This window comes from Fibrobacter sp. (assembly GCF_017545445.1).
GTDB lineage: Bacteria > Fibrobacterota > Fibrobacteria > Fibrobacterales > Fibrobacteraceae > Fibrobacter.
In genome coordinates this window covers 1-16,045 of sequence record NZ_JAFWOM010000141.1, presented here as the reverse complement: position 1 = coordinate 16,045, position 16,045 = coordinate 1, and the positions used below count along the sequence as shown (strand labels likewise).

At 49.1% G+C, this 16,045-nt stretch carries 13 protein-coding genes; 3 read left to right on the top strand and 10 right to left on the bottom strand.

Translation table 11 applies throughout. The annotated features are described in order from the left end of the window. The 6 genes from smc to efp form a co-directional block, all read right to left on the bottom strand. The coding region (gene smc, locus IKG78_RS16735; protein WP_290945591.1) for a chromosome segregation protein SMC at nucleotides 1-3,224 on the bottom strand (3,224 nt) is incomplete at its 3' end. Between the two features lie 270 nt (nucleotides 3,225-3,494). Then, the gene (locus tag IKG78_RS16730) at nucleotides 3,495-3,965 is read right to left on the bottom strand and encodes a hypothetical protein (RefSeq protein WP_290945589.1); all 471 of its coding nucleotides are present in this window, start codon (nucleotides 3,963-3,965) and stop codon (nucleotides 3,495-3,497) included. Then, a complete protein-coding gene (locus IKG78_RS16725) occupies nucleotides 3,965-5,206 on the bottom strand; it encodes a hypothetical protein (RefSeq protein ID WP_290945587.1) in 1,242 nt (413 codons plus the stop codon). The genes IKG78_RS16730 and IKG78_RS16725 overlap by 1 nt, the downstream gene beginning before the upstream one ends. A gap of 199 nt (nucleotides 5,207-5,405) precedes the next feature. Next, nucleotides 5,406-6,824, bottom strand: a complete 1,419-nt coding sequence (locus IKG78_RS16720) for an MBOAT family O-acyltransferase (RefSeq protein ID WP_290945585.1) — start codon at nucleotides 6,822-6,824, stop codon at nucleotides 5,406-5,408. 197 nt (nucleotides 6,825-7,021) lie between these two features. Continuing rightward, a complete protein-coding gene (locus tag IKG78_RS16715; RefSeq protein WP_290945583.1) occupies nucleotides 7,022-7,423 on the bottom strand; it encodes a hypothetical protein in 402 nt (133 codons plus the stop codon). A gap of 97 nt (nucleotides 7,424-7,520) precedes the next feature. Further along, complete coding sequence (gene efp, locus IKG78_RS16710; protein ID WP_173802042.1) at nucleotides 7,521-8,105, bottom strand: elongation factor P; 585 nt, start codon at nucleotides 8,103-8,105, stop codon at nucleotides 7,521-7,523. Nucleotides 8,106-8,146: 41 nt separating this feature from the next. On the opposite strand from efp, the gene IKG78_RS16705 reads away from it, so the two are divergent. Continuing rightward, the gene (locus tag IKG78_RS16705; protein WP_290945580.1) at nucleotides 8,147-9,115 is read left to right on the top strand and encodes a KamA family radical SAM protein; all 969 of its coding nucleotides are present in this window, start codon (nucleotides 8,147-8,149) and stop codon (nucleotides 9,113-9,115) included. Nucleotides 9,116-9,360: 245 nt separating this feature from the next. Here the strand turns inward: IKG78_RS16705 and IKG78_RS16700 are convergent, their stop codons facing one another. Together IKG78_RS16700 and IKG78_RS16695 are read right to left on the bottom strand one after the other, a co-directional pair. Further along, on the bottom strand, nucleotides 9,361-9,810 hold the full coding sequence (locus IKG78_RS16700) for a PIN domain-containing protein (RefSeq protein WP_290945578.1): 450 nt from the start codon (nucleotides 9,808-9,810) through the stop codon (nucleotides 9,361-9,363). Nucleotides 9,811-9,813: 3 nt separating this feature from the next. Continuing rightward, on the bottom strand, nucleotides 9,814-10,881 hold the full coding sequence (locus IKG78_RS16695) for a hypothetical protein (protein ID WP_290945576.1): 1,068 nt from the start codon (nucleotides 10,879-10,881) through the stop codon (nucleotides 9,814-9,816). Nucleotides 10,882-11,013: 132 nt separating this feature from the next. Here IKG78_RS16695 and IKG78_RS16690 point away from each other — a divergent pair, with 132 nt between their 5' ends. Further along, a complete protein-coding gene (locus tag IKG78_RS16690) occupies nucleotides 11,014-12,264 on the top strand; it encodes a hypothetical protein (RefSeq protein ID WP_290945574.1) in 1,251 nt (416 codons plus the stop codon). A 226-nt stretch (nucleotides 12,265-12,490) separates the two neighbouring features. On the opposite strand, the gene IKG78_RS16685 is transcribed toward IKG78_RS16690, so the two are convergent. Continuing rightward, nucleotides 12,491-12,688: a hypothetical protein gene (locus tag IKG78_RS16685; RefSeq protein WP_290945572.1), complete on the bottom strand. Its 198-nt coding sequence runs from the start codon at nucleotides 12,686-12,688 to the stop codon at nucleotides 12,491-12,493. Between the two features lie 142 nt (nucleotides 12,689-12,830). On the opposite strand from IKG78_RS16685, the gene IKG78_RS16680 reads away from it, so the two are divergent. Continuing rightward, nucleotides 12,831-13,748 carry a TatD family hydrolase gene (locus tag IKG78_RS16680; RefSeq protein WP_290945570.1) on the top strand — a complete coding sequence of 306 codons (918 nt, stop codon included), beginning with the start codon at nucleotides 12,831-12,833 and terminating at the stop codon, nucleotides 13,746-13,748. Here the strand turns inward: IKG78_RS16680 and mfd are convergent. Continuing rightward, the coding region (gene mfd / locus IKG78_RS16675) for a transcription-repair coupling factor (protein ID WP_290945569.1) at nucleotides 13,713-16,045 on the bottom strand (2,333 nt) is incomplete at its 5' end. The genes IKG78_RS16680 and mfd overlap by 36 nt on opposite strands.

The window sequence follows — 16,045 nt, the reverse complement described above, 5'->3', positions numbered from 1 at the left end:
CGGACGTTGATTTCGATATCGGCATCGAGAATGTCCATGGGCTTGCCCATTTCATCGACTTTCTCGACGAGGCTCATCTTGGTTTCGCCATTGAGGAACAGCTTACTGAACACGAACTGGAAGTTCTTCTGGATGCGTGCAAACGTATCGAGGTAGCGCTGGCGGGCAATGTCGTCAAGCTTTGTGATGGTGCGGTCAAGCGATGCGCGGGCGCGGTCGAGGTCATCGAACTGTTTTTCGACTTCTTCGAGGCGTTTCTTTTCGTCTTCGTAATCTTCCATCACGTTGATGTTGATCGGCCCAAGTTCCTTGATTTTGCCGCGGAGTTCACGGATTTCGCGGTCGGCTTCGGGCTGCGTGTATTCCACACGTTCAACGTTCTCAGGATTATCAAGATCGACGGACCATTCGTTCGTGATGCGTTCGCGGAGACGGTCGAGATTGTTCTGGAGGGATTCCTGACGACGGCCAACGTCATTCAGTTCCTTCATCTTTTCAATCATGTCGTCGCGGAGGCGGTTCACTTCGTCGCGCCATCCTTCAAGGTCGCCACTCACGAGGTCATAGCGTTCACGAGCAAGATCGCGGTTGCGTTCAAGTTCACGGAGTGCGTTATCTTTCACTTGAGCTTCGTCAGCAAGCTTGTTGCAATCCGTCTCGAACTTTTCAATCGAAACCGTATTCTTTTCAATTTCTTCACGGCGGTTGCGAATCGTGTTGTCCAAGAATTCCATCTGATCGACAATGGCGACCACACGGTTCTGATTCTGCTTGAGGCGAGAAGTCTTGTCTTGCGCACTGCGTTCGAGTTCGCGGACATCTTCTTCTTTTTCGCGGAGCATCGTCTCGTTTTCGCCCAGCTGGTCCGAAATCGTCTGGTAACGTTCTTCGACCTTTTCGACTTCGGTTTCGGCTTCGGCAAGTTCCGCATCGCTGTTCTTGGACTGTGCCGCCGCATCAATTCTATTCTGAGCGTTCGTCACTTCGCTATTCAGCTGAGTCAAGCGACGGGTGCAGTTTTCAACCGTATTCCGGTGGATGCGGATAGAAGCATCGCCACCACGCAGAGAATCGCGTTTTTCGCGAATTTCATCAACCAAGGACGAGAGCATTTGAGCATCTTCTTCAGTCAATTCACGCAAGCGATCCACATTTTCTTCGCCGGCAGAAATGTCGCCAAGCACCTTCTCTAACAGTGCTTCGGCATCTGCAATTTCGTTTTTGCGGGAGAGCGCGCCCGACGTGGAAACGCCAAACGACACAAGGCCGCTTGTACGCACAATCGTATCGGCAGTAACAAAATTCAAGTTTTCGCCACGGTATTCCTTCGCCAAGTTGAGCGCAGTCTGTAAAGAATCTACAACAAAATAGCGAGAGAGAATACCCGAAAGCCACGGAGAAACCTCGTCGTCCGTCTTCACAAAATCTTTGAGCGAACCGACAACACCCGGATTGTTCACCGGCTTGTCGTAAGCAGGAGCCGCACTCGAAACAAGCGACATGAGCACCTTGCCCACATTTTCGCTCTTGAGCGCATCTACAATTTCGTTCACGGCACTGTCGCCATTCACGACAACAGAATCCAGAATTTCACCGAGAGCGGCTTCGACGCTCGATGCATATTCCGGCGTTGCCTCGATGCGTTCCGAAACAAGACCGCCAATGAGGTTCGCCTTGTTTTCCTTGAGGTAACGGTTTGCATCCGAAGCTTCGTTCATCACGCTCTGGAGCACGTCGATTCTCGACTGCAAGCGAGCTTCTTCGTTCTTTAAGCCCTGCAACTTCTGTTGCGCTTCGGTGAGTTCAGCGCGTTCAGATTCCAAGCGTTCTTCACGCGTGGCGCGCTGTTCTTCGAGATTTTCGATTTCGCGATTCGTGTCTTCGATGCCCGCCTGGATTTCGGCGATGTTCGCTTCGGCATCGGACTTTTGCTTGTCGAGACCTTCGATTTCGGTCTGCCACTTCGCGATGTTCGACTGGAGCATGTTGACTTCGGCATCCATGCGTTCAAAGCGTCCGCGAAGGGAGTTCACGCGGTTCGTCACCTGCAAACGTTCGTTCGAAAGTTCACGAGACTGCGTACGCAAATCATCCACCTTGTCACGCATGACCTGGAGCGTTTCGCGTTCGCGTTCCAAAAGTGCATTCAGCTCGTCCATGTCGTTTTCGCTACCGAGAACGGCAATTTCTTCTTCGAGGCGGGCCTTTTCTTCGGAGAGTTCCTGCGACTTCTGTTCGCTGCGTTCAATTTCGCTTTGCGCCTTTTCGTTCGAAGACTGGAGGCCCGACATGGAATCGCGCAAACGCATGATGTTGTTGTTCAAGTCGTTCAACGCAATCGTCGCCGCCTGAACTTCACGTTCCAAGTCACGGTAAGCATTTTCGTCTTCGCTAATGGCAAGCTTCTTTTCTTCAATCTTTGCTTGAAGTTCCGTTGCCTTCGTCTTGGAAGATTCCACTTCGTGGTTCATGCGCTTGGTCGTTGTATCCAGCGTAGCCAAGCCTTCCTTGTAATCATCAAACTTGTCCAAACTGACAGACAAATCGAGTTCACGGAGGCGTGTATTCAATTTTTTGTAAGCATTGACCTTTTCGGCCTGAGTTTCATAAAGACGGACAGAACGGCGCACGCTGCGCAAGTTGTCTTCAACACGTTCCATGTCCATCTGCACGCGTTCGAGCTGGCGGCGCGTTTCCTTGCGCTGCTGCTTATACTTGCTCACGCCGGCGGCTTCTTCAAAAAGCACACGGCGGTCGTCCGCCTTGTCCGAAAGAACCGCCTTGATCATGTCGGCGTTCATCTGCGAATACGTACTGGAACCAAGACCCGAGTCAAAGAGCAAGGCGTGAACATCACGCAAACGGCATTCCTGGTTATTGATGAGGTATTCACCCGAACCATCGCGGTGCACACGGCGCGTCACAATGACTTCGGAATAATCAGAAGCAAGCGTTCCATCGCTGTTATCAATCACAATGGAAACTTCGGCAAGACTCATGGCGGCACGTTCTTCGGTACCGCTGAAGATAACGTCTTGCATTTTGCCCATACGCAAAGCGGCGGCCTTCTGTTCGCCAAGCACCCAGCGGATAGCGTCCGTAATATTGGACTTGCCACAGCCGTTCGGCCCCACAACCGCCGTAAGACCCTTCGTCGGGAAGTTAATTTCAGTCCTCTGCGCGAAGGATTTAAAACCAAAAATCTTTAACTTAGTTATCTGCACTGAGTAGAAATTTAGTAAAAAAGTAAGAAGTGGTTAGTGGTTGGTGGTTTGTGGTTAGGGATGTGAATTAAAAGTGGTTAGTGATTGACGTCTTCGACGTCCGCGGCTGCATTCGGACATAAAAATAAGCAAGCTTATTTTTGCGTCACTCATTTGGCACGCTCTTAGTGGTTAGGATTGTAATAAGAACGTTCCTTTTACATTCCTGTTTACTAACCACTGTTTACTAACCACTAAATTCATTCCTGTTTACTAATCACTTCCTAACACCTACTTAAACTTAAACTGCACGGATTTGTCTTCGTCTTGCGAGACTACGAGGTACTGGCTGCCGCCTTCGAAATCTAATTCGGCATAAGACTTGTCATCCCAGTGTACTACGCAATCAGTAACACTTGGTTTGCTTATTTTTACATCTGTTTCTTTTCGATCAGAGGCCTCTTTCGCCAAAACTGATTCACAATTGTTCTCTTGAATTACACTTTTCGCCCAACGAACTCTCACGCGGAAAGTTCCAACCCAATCGGCTTCGACAACCTTGCTTTTTTCGCCCGGTTCAATCGAATCACGAATCCACGGGCTTACAGATGAACCATCATCCGATACAACATCGAGTCCCAAAATCGTGACGTCCGTTTTATTTTCGACCTGCAAACGAGTTGATGTATCAATGAACAAATGGCTCATGCAAGCCGTCAAGGCGAACACTACTAGACAAAAGAATAAACGCAAAAATTTCATTAGTTACCCCCTTCGCTAGAAGTCGTTTCCACAGCGTCGGCCTTTTCATAGCGAATACCCTTCGCATGAATGACTTTGTTTCCTTGAGCATCAATCGTCGGTTGACCCTGATTTTGTTCAGCACGATCCTTCATGAATTTTTTCAAATCAAACCGACTTTGAGTCGTTTCCATGGGAGCGGCCTTCGCAGCACCTCGACCAAAGAAATTACGTTCAACAGAACCAATTTGGAACTTAATTTCAGCAATAAGAGTTCCTTTGGCTCGGAACATATTGTCATAATCAAATGCAGAATTATAACCAAGGCGGATAAAGAGAAAGTCTATAGCGCCACCCCAAAGCAAATCTCTGGAGCCGCCCGGTTCATTACGACGCAAGCAAGATGCTTCAAAAGCAACCATTCGAGACGGGTCCGGATAATATTTCAAAATTGCAGAATGGAACCCACCATCCGGGAAATCAAACGTCACATCAGAATATAAAATTTGTTTATAAAGATTTTGTTCCCAATTCAAACGAATAAAGTTATCGTCATCACCGTTTGTTTTACGGCGATAAATTGTCGCATTCAAATTTGGCAAATACGTTTTAAAGCCGCTTCCAGTGCCACCATATAGTTCTCGGGATTCAAGGTCCAACGAAATACGAAGCGTCTGGAACGTTCCACGATAGAAACTCCCCTGAAAGCTCACGTTCTTGAAACGTGCGTGAGCCCAGTAAAACAACAACGAATCACTTTCATTCGGATAAACTCGTGAACCAGCCAATTCCAAATTTTGGTGTTGCATACCGATGGCCGCAGTATAGTCGAGCTTTGTATTCGTGTAAGAAAAGCCCCAAGTGAACGCCGAAGATATATGAGCAAACTTACCGTAATGCGGGAAGAAGAAAAAGTCCTGCGAATCCCAACCGGCACGATCAAACCACGTAAGGAACCCGAAATGCGAAATCGAATCCAGTACCCAGCTCCCGAAAATGCCATAATGGTGCCTGAACGCATAACCATTGTGGACCCCGTATTGGCTCCTTAATTGCAACTGCTCAGACGACGGCGTGTAAGTATAACCTATATCGACAAAGCCGCCTCGCCCACCGCGCATCACAAGACCGATATCGCGGAGCTGGCGATCACGCATCACAAGCCCACCCTGCGTCAAGGCCTCCGTTGGAATCGGATCCGCAAAAGCAACACCCGCCACTAACGCAAGCAAAAAGAATAACTTATTTAAACCATTTTTCATGGATTATAATATAGTAAACAGGTGTGAGGGGTATGGGCTATGAGGTCGCAGCCTTCAGCTGCTTTGGGGTGTGAGCGTAATGCAAGAAGAAATGCAAGTGGTTAGTGGTTGGTGGTTAGGAATGTAATAAGAACGTTTTAATAAGCAATCCTGTTTACTAACCACTGTTTACTAACCACTGTCAACTGCGGCTACGCCGCTAAAACTGGAAATAAAGGAACGGGTTGTAGCTTTGGGTAAAGAGTGCAAGCGTTGCAAGGATAAACAATCCAAGAGCAATAAACGCCTTCTTAAGCGAAATTCGATCACACCAGTCAAAACTGCGGAACCGCCAGAACGAAAGTAACGACGCAAGAACCATGAACGTTATCGTCGTCGGTGTGAAAATTTCCGCCGAGAGCACACCATCGAAAGCGCTCACCGGCATAAGCCCAAGCATCGCCTTCCACATACGCCACGCCTCGCCAATGTTATCAGCACGGAACAGCACCCAGCCAAACAGCACAATCACCTGCGTCAGGAGAATCTGCACCACACGCGGAGCCTTGTAATACAAAGCGTTCTTGTTGTTCGCGCGTTCTGCAATCATAAAGAACGCATGGTACAAGCCCCAACAAATGAACGTCCAATTCGCGCCATGCCACACACCGCTAGCAAACATCACTAAGAACAAATTAAGATACAAGCGCTTTACGCCCACGCGGTTTCCGCCAAGCGAAATGTAAAGATAATCACGCAACCAACTCGTTAGCGAAATGTGCCACTTTTTCCAAAACTCCGTGATGCTCCCGGAACGGTACGGTCCATTGAAATTTCGCGGAAAATGGAACCCGATCATAAGACCAAGGCCAATCGCCATGTTGGAGTACGCCGAGAAATCAAAGTATATCTGGAACATATACGCCAAAGCGCCCCACCAGCTATTAAGGACACCCGGCGCATCAGCAGCGAACACACGGTCCGCAATGATCCCTACCTGATTCGCAAGGAAAATCTTTTCGGCAAAGCCAAAACAAAAGAACACCATTCCACGAACAAAGTTTTCAACCGTATGCGTTCTTGATTCCAGCTCTTCGGCAACCGTATTGTAACGCACAATCGGCCCAGCCACAAGCTGCGGGAACAACGCCACATAGCATGCAAATGTCGCAAAATCCTTGACCGGAGGGGCCGAACCGCGATAAACGTCAATCGCATAACTCATGGACTGGAACGTGTAAAAAGAAATCCCCACCGGCAAAAGCACCGTCATTATAGAAAACGGCTCGCCACCAAATTTTTCGATGACAGAATTCAAGCCACCCATGAGGAACATGTAATACTTGAAGAACCCAAGCGCTCCAAGGTTAATCGCGATCGCCGTCCACAAAGCCGTCTTCCGTTGGAACTGGCTTGCCCCCGGTTGCGAAATGAAGCGCCCCGAAATATACACCACCAGCGTGGAACCGAACATCAAGAAAATAAGCCACGGCTCCAGCCAACCGTAAAAGATGTAACTGAAAATCGTGATGAAAAAATTCAGGCCCGAATGACGAACCCCGGCCCGCAGCAGCACAAAATAGCCCACCAAGAAAGTCGGCAAGAAGTAGAACAAGAAGATCTGGGAAGAGAAAACCATTTTAGACGAGAGACGAAAGACGAGAGACGAGAGAAGGTTTCATGAAACGAGAGGCAAGAGATAGTTGCATTGTTACTTAAAAATTAGCTATTGAGCGACAACCTAAGGCGAGAAACGAAATTTTCTAATCTTGCGCGAAGCGCCATTATTACTCTTTCGTCTCTAGTCTGTAGGGCGAAGCCCGTTCTTTCGTCTAATTACTCATTCACTTCCACGGCCAGATATCTTGGGCCTTCGTTGTCAAAGTATTCGTCTTCGACGGCTCCGTCCCAGTTACCTTCGAGCGGAACGAGCTTGAGCGTATGCTTCGCTTTGGCTTTGAATTCCCCTACGTTGCCCTTGGACTTGTCGGCCATTTTGTCTTTGACCTTGCCGCGAGCAATCAACGGATTATAGACTCCGACGAGAATTTCCTTCGCGTCGAGCTTGCCCGAAACCACCTTCTGAACCTTGTACTTGAATACATAGACGTAACTGTACAAGTCATTGCTAGGCATTTTTCCCGGAATTTCGGTCAAACGCCCTTCGATGGTGATCGGGTCTGCGGCAAACACGAATGCAGCCGCAAAAAGCAGTGATAGAACTATTTTCTTAATCATAATATTAAAGTAGAAAATTTTGTCGTGAGAAATGTAAAAAATCCTCGGTTTTTAAACCGAGGACCTATTCAATCTCTTTTGAGATTACAGTTATCTATTACTTAGCGCGTTCGAGGTAGGAACCATCACGAGTATCGACGCGGATCTTGGTGTTGTTTTCGATGAAGAGCGGAATCATCACCTTGGCGCCAGTTTCGAGAGTAGCTTCACGCATCACGTTACCGCTGGTGTTGCCCTGAACTGCCGGAGGAGCGTCAACGATCATCAAGTCAACGAATGTCGGCGGGATAACTTCGATCGGAAGTGTAGCCTGAGTTTTCGGGTCCTTCCACCAAGTCACTTCGACAGTAGCGCCGTCGAGGAGCCAAACTTCGCAGCCATTGAGAGCTTCCTTGGCAATTTCCATCGTTTCCTGAGTGGTGTTGTCCAAGAAGTACCAAGTAGAACCGTCGTTGTAGAGGTAAGTCATTTCGGTGTAGGTCACATCAGCTTCTTCCACCGTGTCACCGCTCTTCCAAGTGCGTTCGAGAGTACGGCCAGTCACCAAGTTCTTGATACGAACGCGGTTGAAAGCCTGACCCTTACCCGGCTTCACAAACTGGTTTTCGATGATTTCGTACGGCTGACCATCAACCATGATTTTCAATTTTTTACGGAATTCGTTGGTGCTTACAGTACCCATATTATCCTCTTGTTGATTTTGATTCTAAATTTAGCAATATAATGGACAATTCTGTTAAAACTTTCACGCATATTTCTGAATTTTTAGACTATTTAGGCAAAGATTTTACAGGTTTGACAAGCGAAATGCAAACAAACCTCGACCAAAGTCCCTCGTTTGCCTTCAACTGTTCCAAGCACTACGCCGACCTCATCCAAAAATCGAGCGAGCCCGCCAAACTGCTACGCGAGGTTCTACCTGTTACAGATGAACTCAAGGATGCTCCAGGATTCGTCGATGATCCCGTTGGCGACCTCCCTGCGGGCAAGTCAGAATGCATTCTGCAAAAGTACGAAAACCGCGCCCTTATCGTTTCAACTTCGACTTGCGGTGTGCGTTGCCGATTCTGCTTTAGGCGGAACTACCCTTTCCAGGACACACAGAATATCGCAAATGAAGTTTCGAACTGGCTCGACGTCCATACGAACATCTGGGAAATCATCCTCTCGGGCGGAGACCCGCTCACGCTTGGGCCGGGACCTTTCCGCGACCTCGTAGAAGCCATCGCATTCCACCCGTCTGTGACGACGCTCCGCATCCACACGCGCCTCCCAATTATGCGACCGGACCTCGTGATGCAGCATTTTGAAATGCTCCGTGAACTGCCGGCACGATTCAACTGCGTTCTCGTAGTACACGTGAACCATCCCGACGAACTCGACGAAGAATCCGCTGCCATTTTCGCACAACTTAAATTCAGTGGTTGGACGCTTTTGAACCAGAGCGTTCTTTTGAAAGGCGTGAACGATGACGCACAGACTCTTGAAAACCTGAGCCGCAGGCTATTCGAGCAAGGAGTGCTCCCCTACTACTTGCACCAGCTCGACCATGCGAAAGGCGTCGCCCATTTTGAAGTCAGCGACGAACGTGCCCGAGAACTCATCGCGCAAATCCGCACCAAGCTCCCCGGCTATCAAGTGCCTAAGCTGGTCCGCGAAATCGCCGGCGAAAAGAGCAAAACGCCGGTGTGATTTTAGACGAGAGAGATGGAAGTAGGAAGTAGGAAGTAGGAAGTAGACAGTAGACAGTAGGCAGTGGTTAGTGATTAGTGATTAGTGGTTTGGGGGCTATAAGAAGTAAGAAGCTTTGGATCCTATCGGTCCGTTGCACACCCCTCCAGGATGACAACTCTTGATGCCTATATTAGATGAAAAAGGCGGCGAAGCCGCGATTATCTACCTAATACCTGATACCTGTAACCTGATACCTATACCGCTCACAGCTCTTCTAGCGTTACTACTAAAACATCCGTCGCATCGCGGAAATTTGAGCATTCCGTGAGGATGCAGTCCGCGCCGTTCACAAAAGCAGTCGCAAGGCGCAAAGACTCGTTCTCCGTCAACTTGTGATTCGTGCGGGATGCAGCGGCAAATATTTCCGCCGCTTTTAAAGAAACATCGGCATTCACTTCGCAAAGACGCACGTTCGCAGACTTCTCGAAAAACTCGCGGTACTGCCTCGCCAAAACGCTGTCGTTTGCACTAAACGCCTTTTTGCAAATCTCAAATAAAGTCACCGACGAAACTAGAACCTGTACGTTGTTCTCATAGACACCATCCAGCACACCCGAAACAACTGGATAGTAGTCAGGATGCATCTGGAGGAGCCGGACAAGCGGCCCCGAATCCAAAAACAAAATACGGCTCTGTTCAATCGATTTTACCATCGTTTAATCATCTTTGACGGGTTCGTAAATTTCCATATAGGCGGCGTCATAACGTTGTCCAGAACGCATCATCTTGAAACGGCCTGCTCGCGGATAGAAATACCAGTTCATCCATTCACCGCTCATATCCGTGCGCTTGGTCTTGATCGCAATCGGCTTTTCGCCCATATAATAATCTCGTTTGTGCGGAATCACACGTTCCATGGCTCGATACGTATGCACCGAGTTACCAGCCTTGCGTTCAATCGTCCCATGACCATCCTTGCTCCACGTGATGTTCACGACACCATGTTCATCTTTCAGCGGCTCGCAAGTATCAAAGCCACTTGCACACCACAAATATTGCGGATAAGAGAACGAATAGGATTGCAAATCAAACGTTTCGATGGTGCGATTGTTGCCCTTGAATGTCGGATAGTTGCCGGCAAGCGTATATCCTCCGACATTGTAATCTTCGCAACCATGCTGGGCCACCCTCACCACGCGGTTGAACACATCGACACCCACAGCACAGCCTTCTTCCTTATAAACAAAGCGTGCATGACCATTGATGTTCTTCTTTTCAAGATTGCCCATTTCGATTTCGGCGACGTCATCGTCCTTGCCGTTCTGGATAACAATGTTGAAGCGACTGGCATTGCTGGGTGTGCTTTTCAAGACAACGCGACCCGTTTCAGAAACATACTCACCGCTCAAGTCTGTGTACTCCACCTTAAAACGTTCCAAGTCCGAACGTTTGACCCATACCTCGCCAAACTTGCAGTTTATAGGAACATATGGAGGTGGGCCCTTCGGTTCGATTTCTTCGTAAGTCACGACACGTTGCTTTTTGGTGACCGTCTTGTATTTGCCGTTCGACCCACGGACTTTTTCCTGGACATCAATAAAGTCTTCGTGCTCGATGCGTTCCTTCGGGATAGGAAGTTCCTTGATAACATCGGAAGACATCAAATACCCTAACGGGCGATTTTCATCAATTTGGCCATCTATTTTCTTGTATATATTCAATTTCATTTGGGCAAAAGAGCCCGAAACCAACAGCACCAACACCACCAACAATATTTTTTTCAAAACAGTCTCCTATTTTGGATATTTAAATTAAATTAGTATGGCCTTCATATGTAGAAAAAAATTTGATTAAATGTTTTTTACTAACATTTAAACAAGAAATTTAACATAGATTTTTATCAAGGAGATTCTCAAATGAATAAGATGTTTCTTGCTACATGTCTTTTGGCGGCATCCGTATTTGCTGCAGAGGCCGAAAACGCCAATGCAGCGACCGAAAACGCAGCCCCACAAGCCGTAGCACCGGCACCGGCTGTCGAAACTCAAGCAACCGTCGCTGAACCGGCACCCGTCGCCAAGGCCGAACCTGCAGCCAAGGCTGAACCCGCTAAAGCAGCCCCAGCAAAACCCGCTGTAGCAGTAGCCCCGGCAGAAAAAACTGTAGCAGCAGAAGAATCCACCACGAACCGCAAGAAAAAGAAAATGATCGAAAATGCGGTTTTCTCCGTGAACCAGATTGATTTCGACATCAACGCGGACTTCGAACTCGAAGCAGGCAAGGTTTTCTGGACATCTGAAGACGACGACAACTCCGACAACCTCGAAACGTGGAACGGCAAAGCCAATCTCGCCATTCTCGCGGAAACAAAGAACTTCAAGGGCAAAATCGCTTTCGCATTCTATCCCGGCGACTTGAAGACCGATAGCGACAACAATGAGCTGAAGGGTGCAGAAGATTACTTCTCTCTCGACGAAGCATGGGCTTACCAGAGCAAGGGTCGATTCAGCTTCAAGCTCGGTCGTTGGGACAATACTGACAAGAACGGCGACTACTTCGGCGGCTATATCGATGGTTACAACAGTGGTTTCCTTTCTACGCAGGACCCAGAAAACCAACTTGAATTTGGCATTACTCCGAACAAGAACCTTGACTTTGAGCTTTCCTTCATCAGCAAGGCAGCCCATCTCAACCAAGGCGACCTCCGTGCCGTAGTCAATGTCCACGACTTCTCCGGTCTCCCAGCGCTTGAAATGCAGCTCGGTTACCGCTGCAACATTTTCGACAAGGTTCATAATAGCGACGCTATCGTCAAGCACAACGCCTCGTTCAAGTTCCGTCTGCCTGTCGTGCAAGACTTCTTCACCGTCTTTGGCGAAGTGGCTCTCATGGACTTCTCCGACGACATCGTTGTTCCTATCACTGGCGGCATCGAAATGAACTTCAAGACTGTTGACCGTGTGATTCTCGAAGCTGAATTCGTCGGCGACCGCAACAACCACGAAGACTTCATGAGCTTCAAGACGAAGCATGTCAAGGACGTTCTCGCAGCCCTCTACCTCGAAAAGGCACTCACGGACCGCTTCTCGCTCTCCGCAGGTTTCCACAGCTACGGTGCATCTAAAGACTTCATGCTCTCCGGCAACTTGATCGGACGTATAAACTAAGATAAAACAACATTAAAAAGCAAAAGCCCCCATTCGGGGGCTTTTTGTTTACAGCTAAAAAGTTATTGGTAACAGGTTGTAGGTTATAGGTTGTAGGAACAAAATCATGCACTTCGTGCATCTGAACAGGGCCGCGTGGTTCGACAAAAGGTCACTGAGCCTGCCGAAGTGCACCAACCTTAGCCGATTTTATTCCTAACCCCTACCCCCTAAGACCTAATCCCTACTAGAATCCCTTGCGTTCCAAGTCTAGCAAAAGAGCCTGGAGCGATTCTTCGACAGAAGCACGGAAACTCGACGAACCGAGACTGCAACTGGCAACGACATCGCTACCGGAAGAAATACGGATGACATCAAAACCGTTCTCGGATGTGAAGCTGACAGACAAACCTTTATTCAGAGCTTTTTCTAGCAAATCGCGCATAGCGACTCCTTTAATGAGGGGTTCAATAAAATTAGGTTGGTAAACCAACAAACTTAAATTAGGCTTTTTCTCATTAAAAAACAAGCAAATAATTTTCATTTTCTCATGATTTCTATGTATTTTAAGAAAAAAGTAAGCACGCATGTTCGATTTTCACATTCATATAGCCCGACTCCCCCATGCAAGGCAACTGACGCAGCTGCTTTTGGACCGTAATTACGATTTTATCGCCATTGCATGCGAACCTTGGGAATGGCGAGTCGTTACGCAGCTAAAAAAAGAATTTTCTTCGGGGTTAAAGCCGTTCAAAGTGTCATACGGAATCCACCCGATGATCGCCAAGCAAGTCACAGACGAAATGCTAGCAAAACTGCGGACGCACTTGGAAGAAGACAAGCACGCCATGGTCGGAGAAGCTGGGATTGACAAACGATATCCGGGTTACGAGGATGGCATGCAGGACCGCATATTTTTTGAACAGGCAAAGCTAGCCTTGGAATTTAAGCGGGATCTGCAAATCCATTGCGTCGGGGATTACATGCGAGTGCTGAAACTTTTGGTAGAGGCGGGTTATGAGTCCGACGCTCTAACCGATCGAGCCACAAAAGCGCCGTCACAAGAAGTAACGCGCCCGATTTTCCACCGCTTTGGCGGAGATGTCAATTTTGTGAAGAAAGCCCTCCCCTACGGGGCGCTCTTTTCGCTGCACGCGGACTGTTTCCGCAAGAAATCAACCGCAGCCGCCATTCCACACATTCCGCAAGAACGAGTGTTCTTTGAGACGGATGCCGATGAAACGTTTGGGCAAGGAAAAACCGGTAGGAATAACGCGGCTGATAATGTTACAACTGATCCCGGAACGGAGTCCGGGATGACAAGCAGCAAAGAGTCCGGGATGACAAGTAGCGCCGAGTCTGGGATGACAAGCAGCAAAGAGTCCGTCATCCTGACCCTCGCAGAGGGGAAGGATCCAGAGCAATACACACCAGAAGAATGCGCCTCGGAACTGGAGAGCCGATTGGAATCAGTTCGAGCCGCCTACACCAAGTGCCGTGAGTAACGGGTCCGCTGCACGGACGGTTGCCGCCTGCACCTGAATGCTTGCAAAATTGCGGAACACATCGAGCGTTTTTTTCGCCATTTCCACGGGAGTCCCACGACCGACTTCGAACACAGCTTGCAGCGGCGACATTCCCAAGTAACGCATATTGCAAGTGCAGAGGCTACTGATTTCGCCAAGCACACGCGGGTCCGGCGACGGCGTTTCAGCAAATGTCGCCACAATAACGCCCTTGCGGAGCGCAAGCCCCTGGATACGCAAACGACCTGCCAACAGCCCAAGTTCGGTGACGAGCAAAAGCATCTTCGCGGGAGTCGGCACAGGGCCAAAACGGTCCTGCAATTCGCTTTCGATGTTCTGCACATCCGCCTGCGACGTGATGCGTGCAATGCGCTGGTACAGCGAGATTCGCGTGAGGCCGTCTTCCACATAATCTTCGGGGAGGTACGCATCCACGCCGATTTCCACACGCGGTTGTATTGGCTTTTCGAGAGCACCGCCACGGAGCATTTCAACGGCTTCACGCACCAAGCGCACATACGTTTCAAAGCCAACTTCAGCAATAAAGCCGTGCTGTTCCTGGCCGAGCAAATTGCCGGCACCGCGAATTTCAAGATCGCGCATCGCAAGCTGGTAGCCGCTGCCGAGGTCGGTAAACTGTTCCAAAGCCTTGAGGCGGCGCATGGATTCCTGCGAGATTTCGCCACGCTGCGGAATAACGAGGAACGCCTTCGCCAAGACGCTACTGCGGCCCACACGGCCACGCATCTGGTAAAGCTGGCTAATGCCAAAGTGGTGTGCGTTCATGATGATAATCGTGTTCGCATTCGGCACATCCAAGCCAGATTCAATAATGCTTGTACTCACGAGAATATCGAACTTACGCGAAAGGAAAGCGTCCATCACACGTTCAAGCTCGTGATCTTCCATTTGGCCGTGCGCTACAGCAACCTTTGCATCTGGAGCCATCGCCTCAATCTCTTCGGCGAGCTTGGTAATCGTCTGCACGCGATCATTCACCACGAACACCTGACCGCCACGGGCAAGTTCATCGAGAATCGCATTTTTCAAAACCTCGTCGTCACGCGGCATGAGTTTTGTTTCGACCGGCAAACGGTTAATCGGCGGCGTATTGATAAGCGAAATATCGCGAACGCCCGTCATGCTCAAATGCAACGAGCGCGGAATCGGCGTTGCACTCATGCTGAGCGTGTCCACAGAAAGTCTGAACTGGCGGAGCTTTTCTTTTTGCTTCACGCCGAACTTCTGTTCTTCGTCAATAATCAAAAGTCCCAAGTCCTTAAACTCGCTCTTATTCGACAACAGCGCATGCGTTCCGACGACTATGTTCACGGAACCATCGGCAATCTGCTTGAAAATTTCCTTCTTTTCCTTGGCACTCTTATAGCGGTTCATCAAGGCGATGTTGACCGGATAAGCGGCAAAGCGTTCGCAGAAATTCTCGTAATGTTGCGCCGCAAGAATCGTCGTCGGCACGAGAATAGCCACCTGCTTGTTGGAGGCCACACACTTGAACGCCGCACGCATCGCAACTTCAGTCTTTCCAAAGCCAACGTCTCCGCAAATGAGGCGGTCCATCGGACGGCGGCTTTCCATATCGCGCTTGATGTCCGCTGTTGCACGGAGCTGGTCTGGCGTCGGATCGTATTCGAACGATTCCTCGAATTCCTTTTGCATGTTGCCATCGGGCGGAAAGCCGAAACCTTCGACGAGTTCGCGTTTCGCATAAAGTTCCACGAGATCGCGAGCAATCTTGATAACTTTTTCCTTGACGCGTTTCTTGATGTTTTCCCAAGTTTTGCTGCCGAGGCGGTCGAGCTTCGTTTCCACATCGTCCGAACGGTCGAGGCGTTCAATCTTTTGCAAGTCCGACACGGGGAACTTCAAGCGGTCGCCGCCATCGTATTCCAGCAACGCGCAATCGACCATACCGCCATTGACTTCCACGCGGACAAGGCCCAAGTAGCGGCCAATGCCGTGGTCTTCATGCGCCACGAGGTCACCGCGATTGAGCGATTCCACCATCAACGCATTCGTCACCGAGCCCGCAATCTTGTGCTTACGAGCCTTATTTGCATGACGATTTAAAATTCTTGATTCCGTGAGGAACGCGACATTATCGTCTTCGAGCCAAAAACCTTCGCTTAAATTTCCGATAAAATAATCTTCGACAGGTAAGCCATCAAAAATTTCACGCAAGCGGTTCACGCCGCCAAGCGTCTGCGCCATCACATAAACGCGGCCGCCCTTATCATAAAATTCTTCAATTTCTTTGG

Excerpts from the sequence above, each read along its gene's own strand:
- IKG78_RS16730 (WP_290945589.1), bottom strand. The coding sequence starts at position 3,965 with ATGAAATTTTTGCGTTTATTCTTTTGTCTAGTAGTGTTCGCCTTGACG.
- IKG78_RS16725 (WP_290945587.1), bottom strand. The coding sequence starts at position 5,206 with ATGAAAAATGGTTTAAATAAGTTATTCTTTTTGCTTGCGTTAGTGGCG.
- IKG78_RS16720 (WP_290945585.1), bottom strand. The coding sequence starts at position 6,824 with ATGGTTTTCTCTTCCCAGATCTTCTTGTTCTACTTCTTGCCGACTTTC.
- IKG78_RS16715 (WP_290945583.1), bottom strand. The coding sequence starts at position 7,423 with ATGATTAAGAAAATAGTTCTATCACTGCTTTTTGCGGCTGCATTCGTG.
- efp (WP_173802042.1), bottom strand. The coding sequence starts at position 8,105 with ATGGGTACTGTAAGCACCAACGAATTCCGTAAAAAATTGAAAATCATG.
- IKG78_RS16705 (WP_290945580.1), top strand. The coding sequence starts at position 8,147 with ATGGACAATTCTGTTAAAACTTTCACGCATATTTCTGAATTTTTAGAC.
- IKG78_RS16700 (WP_290945578.1), bottom strand. The coding sequence starts at position 9,810 with ATGGTAAAATCGATTGAACAGAGCCGTATTTTGTTTTTGGATTCGGGG.
- IKG78_RS16690 (WP_290945574.1), top strand. The coding sequence starts at position 11,014 with ATGAATAAGATGTTTCTTGCTACATGTCTTTTGGCGGCATCCGTATTT.
- IKG78_RS16685 (WP_290945572.1), bottom strand. The coding sequence starts at position 12,688 with ATGCGCGATTTGCTAGAAAAAGCTCTGAATAAAGGTTTGTCTGTCAGC.
- IKG78_RS16680 (WP_290945570.1), top strand. The coding sequence starts at position 12,831 with ATGTTCGATTTTCACATTCATATAGCCCGACTCCCCCATGCAAGGCAA.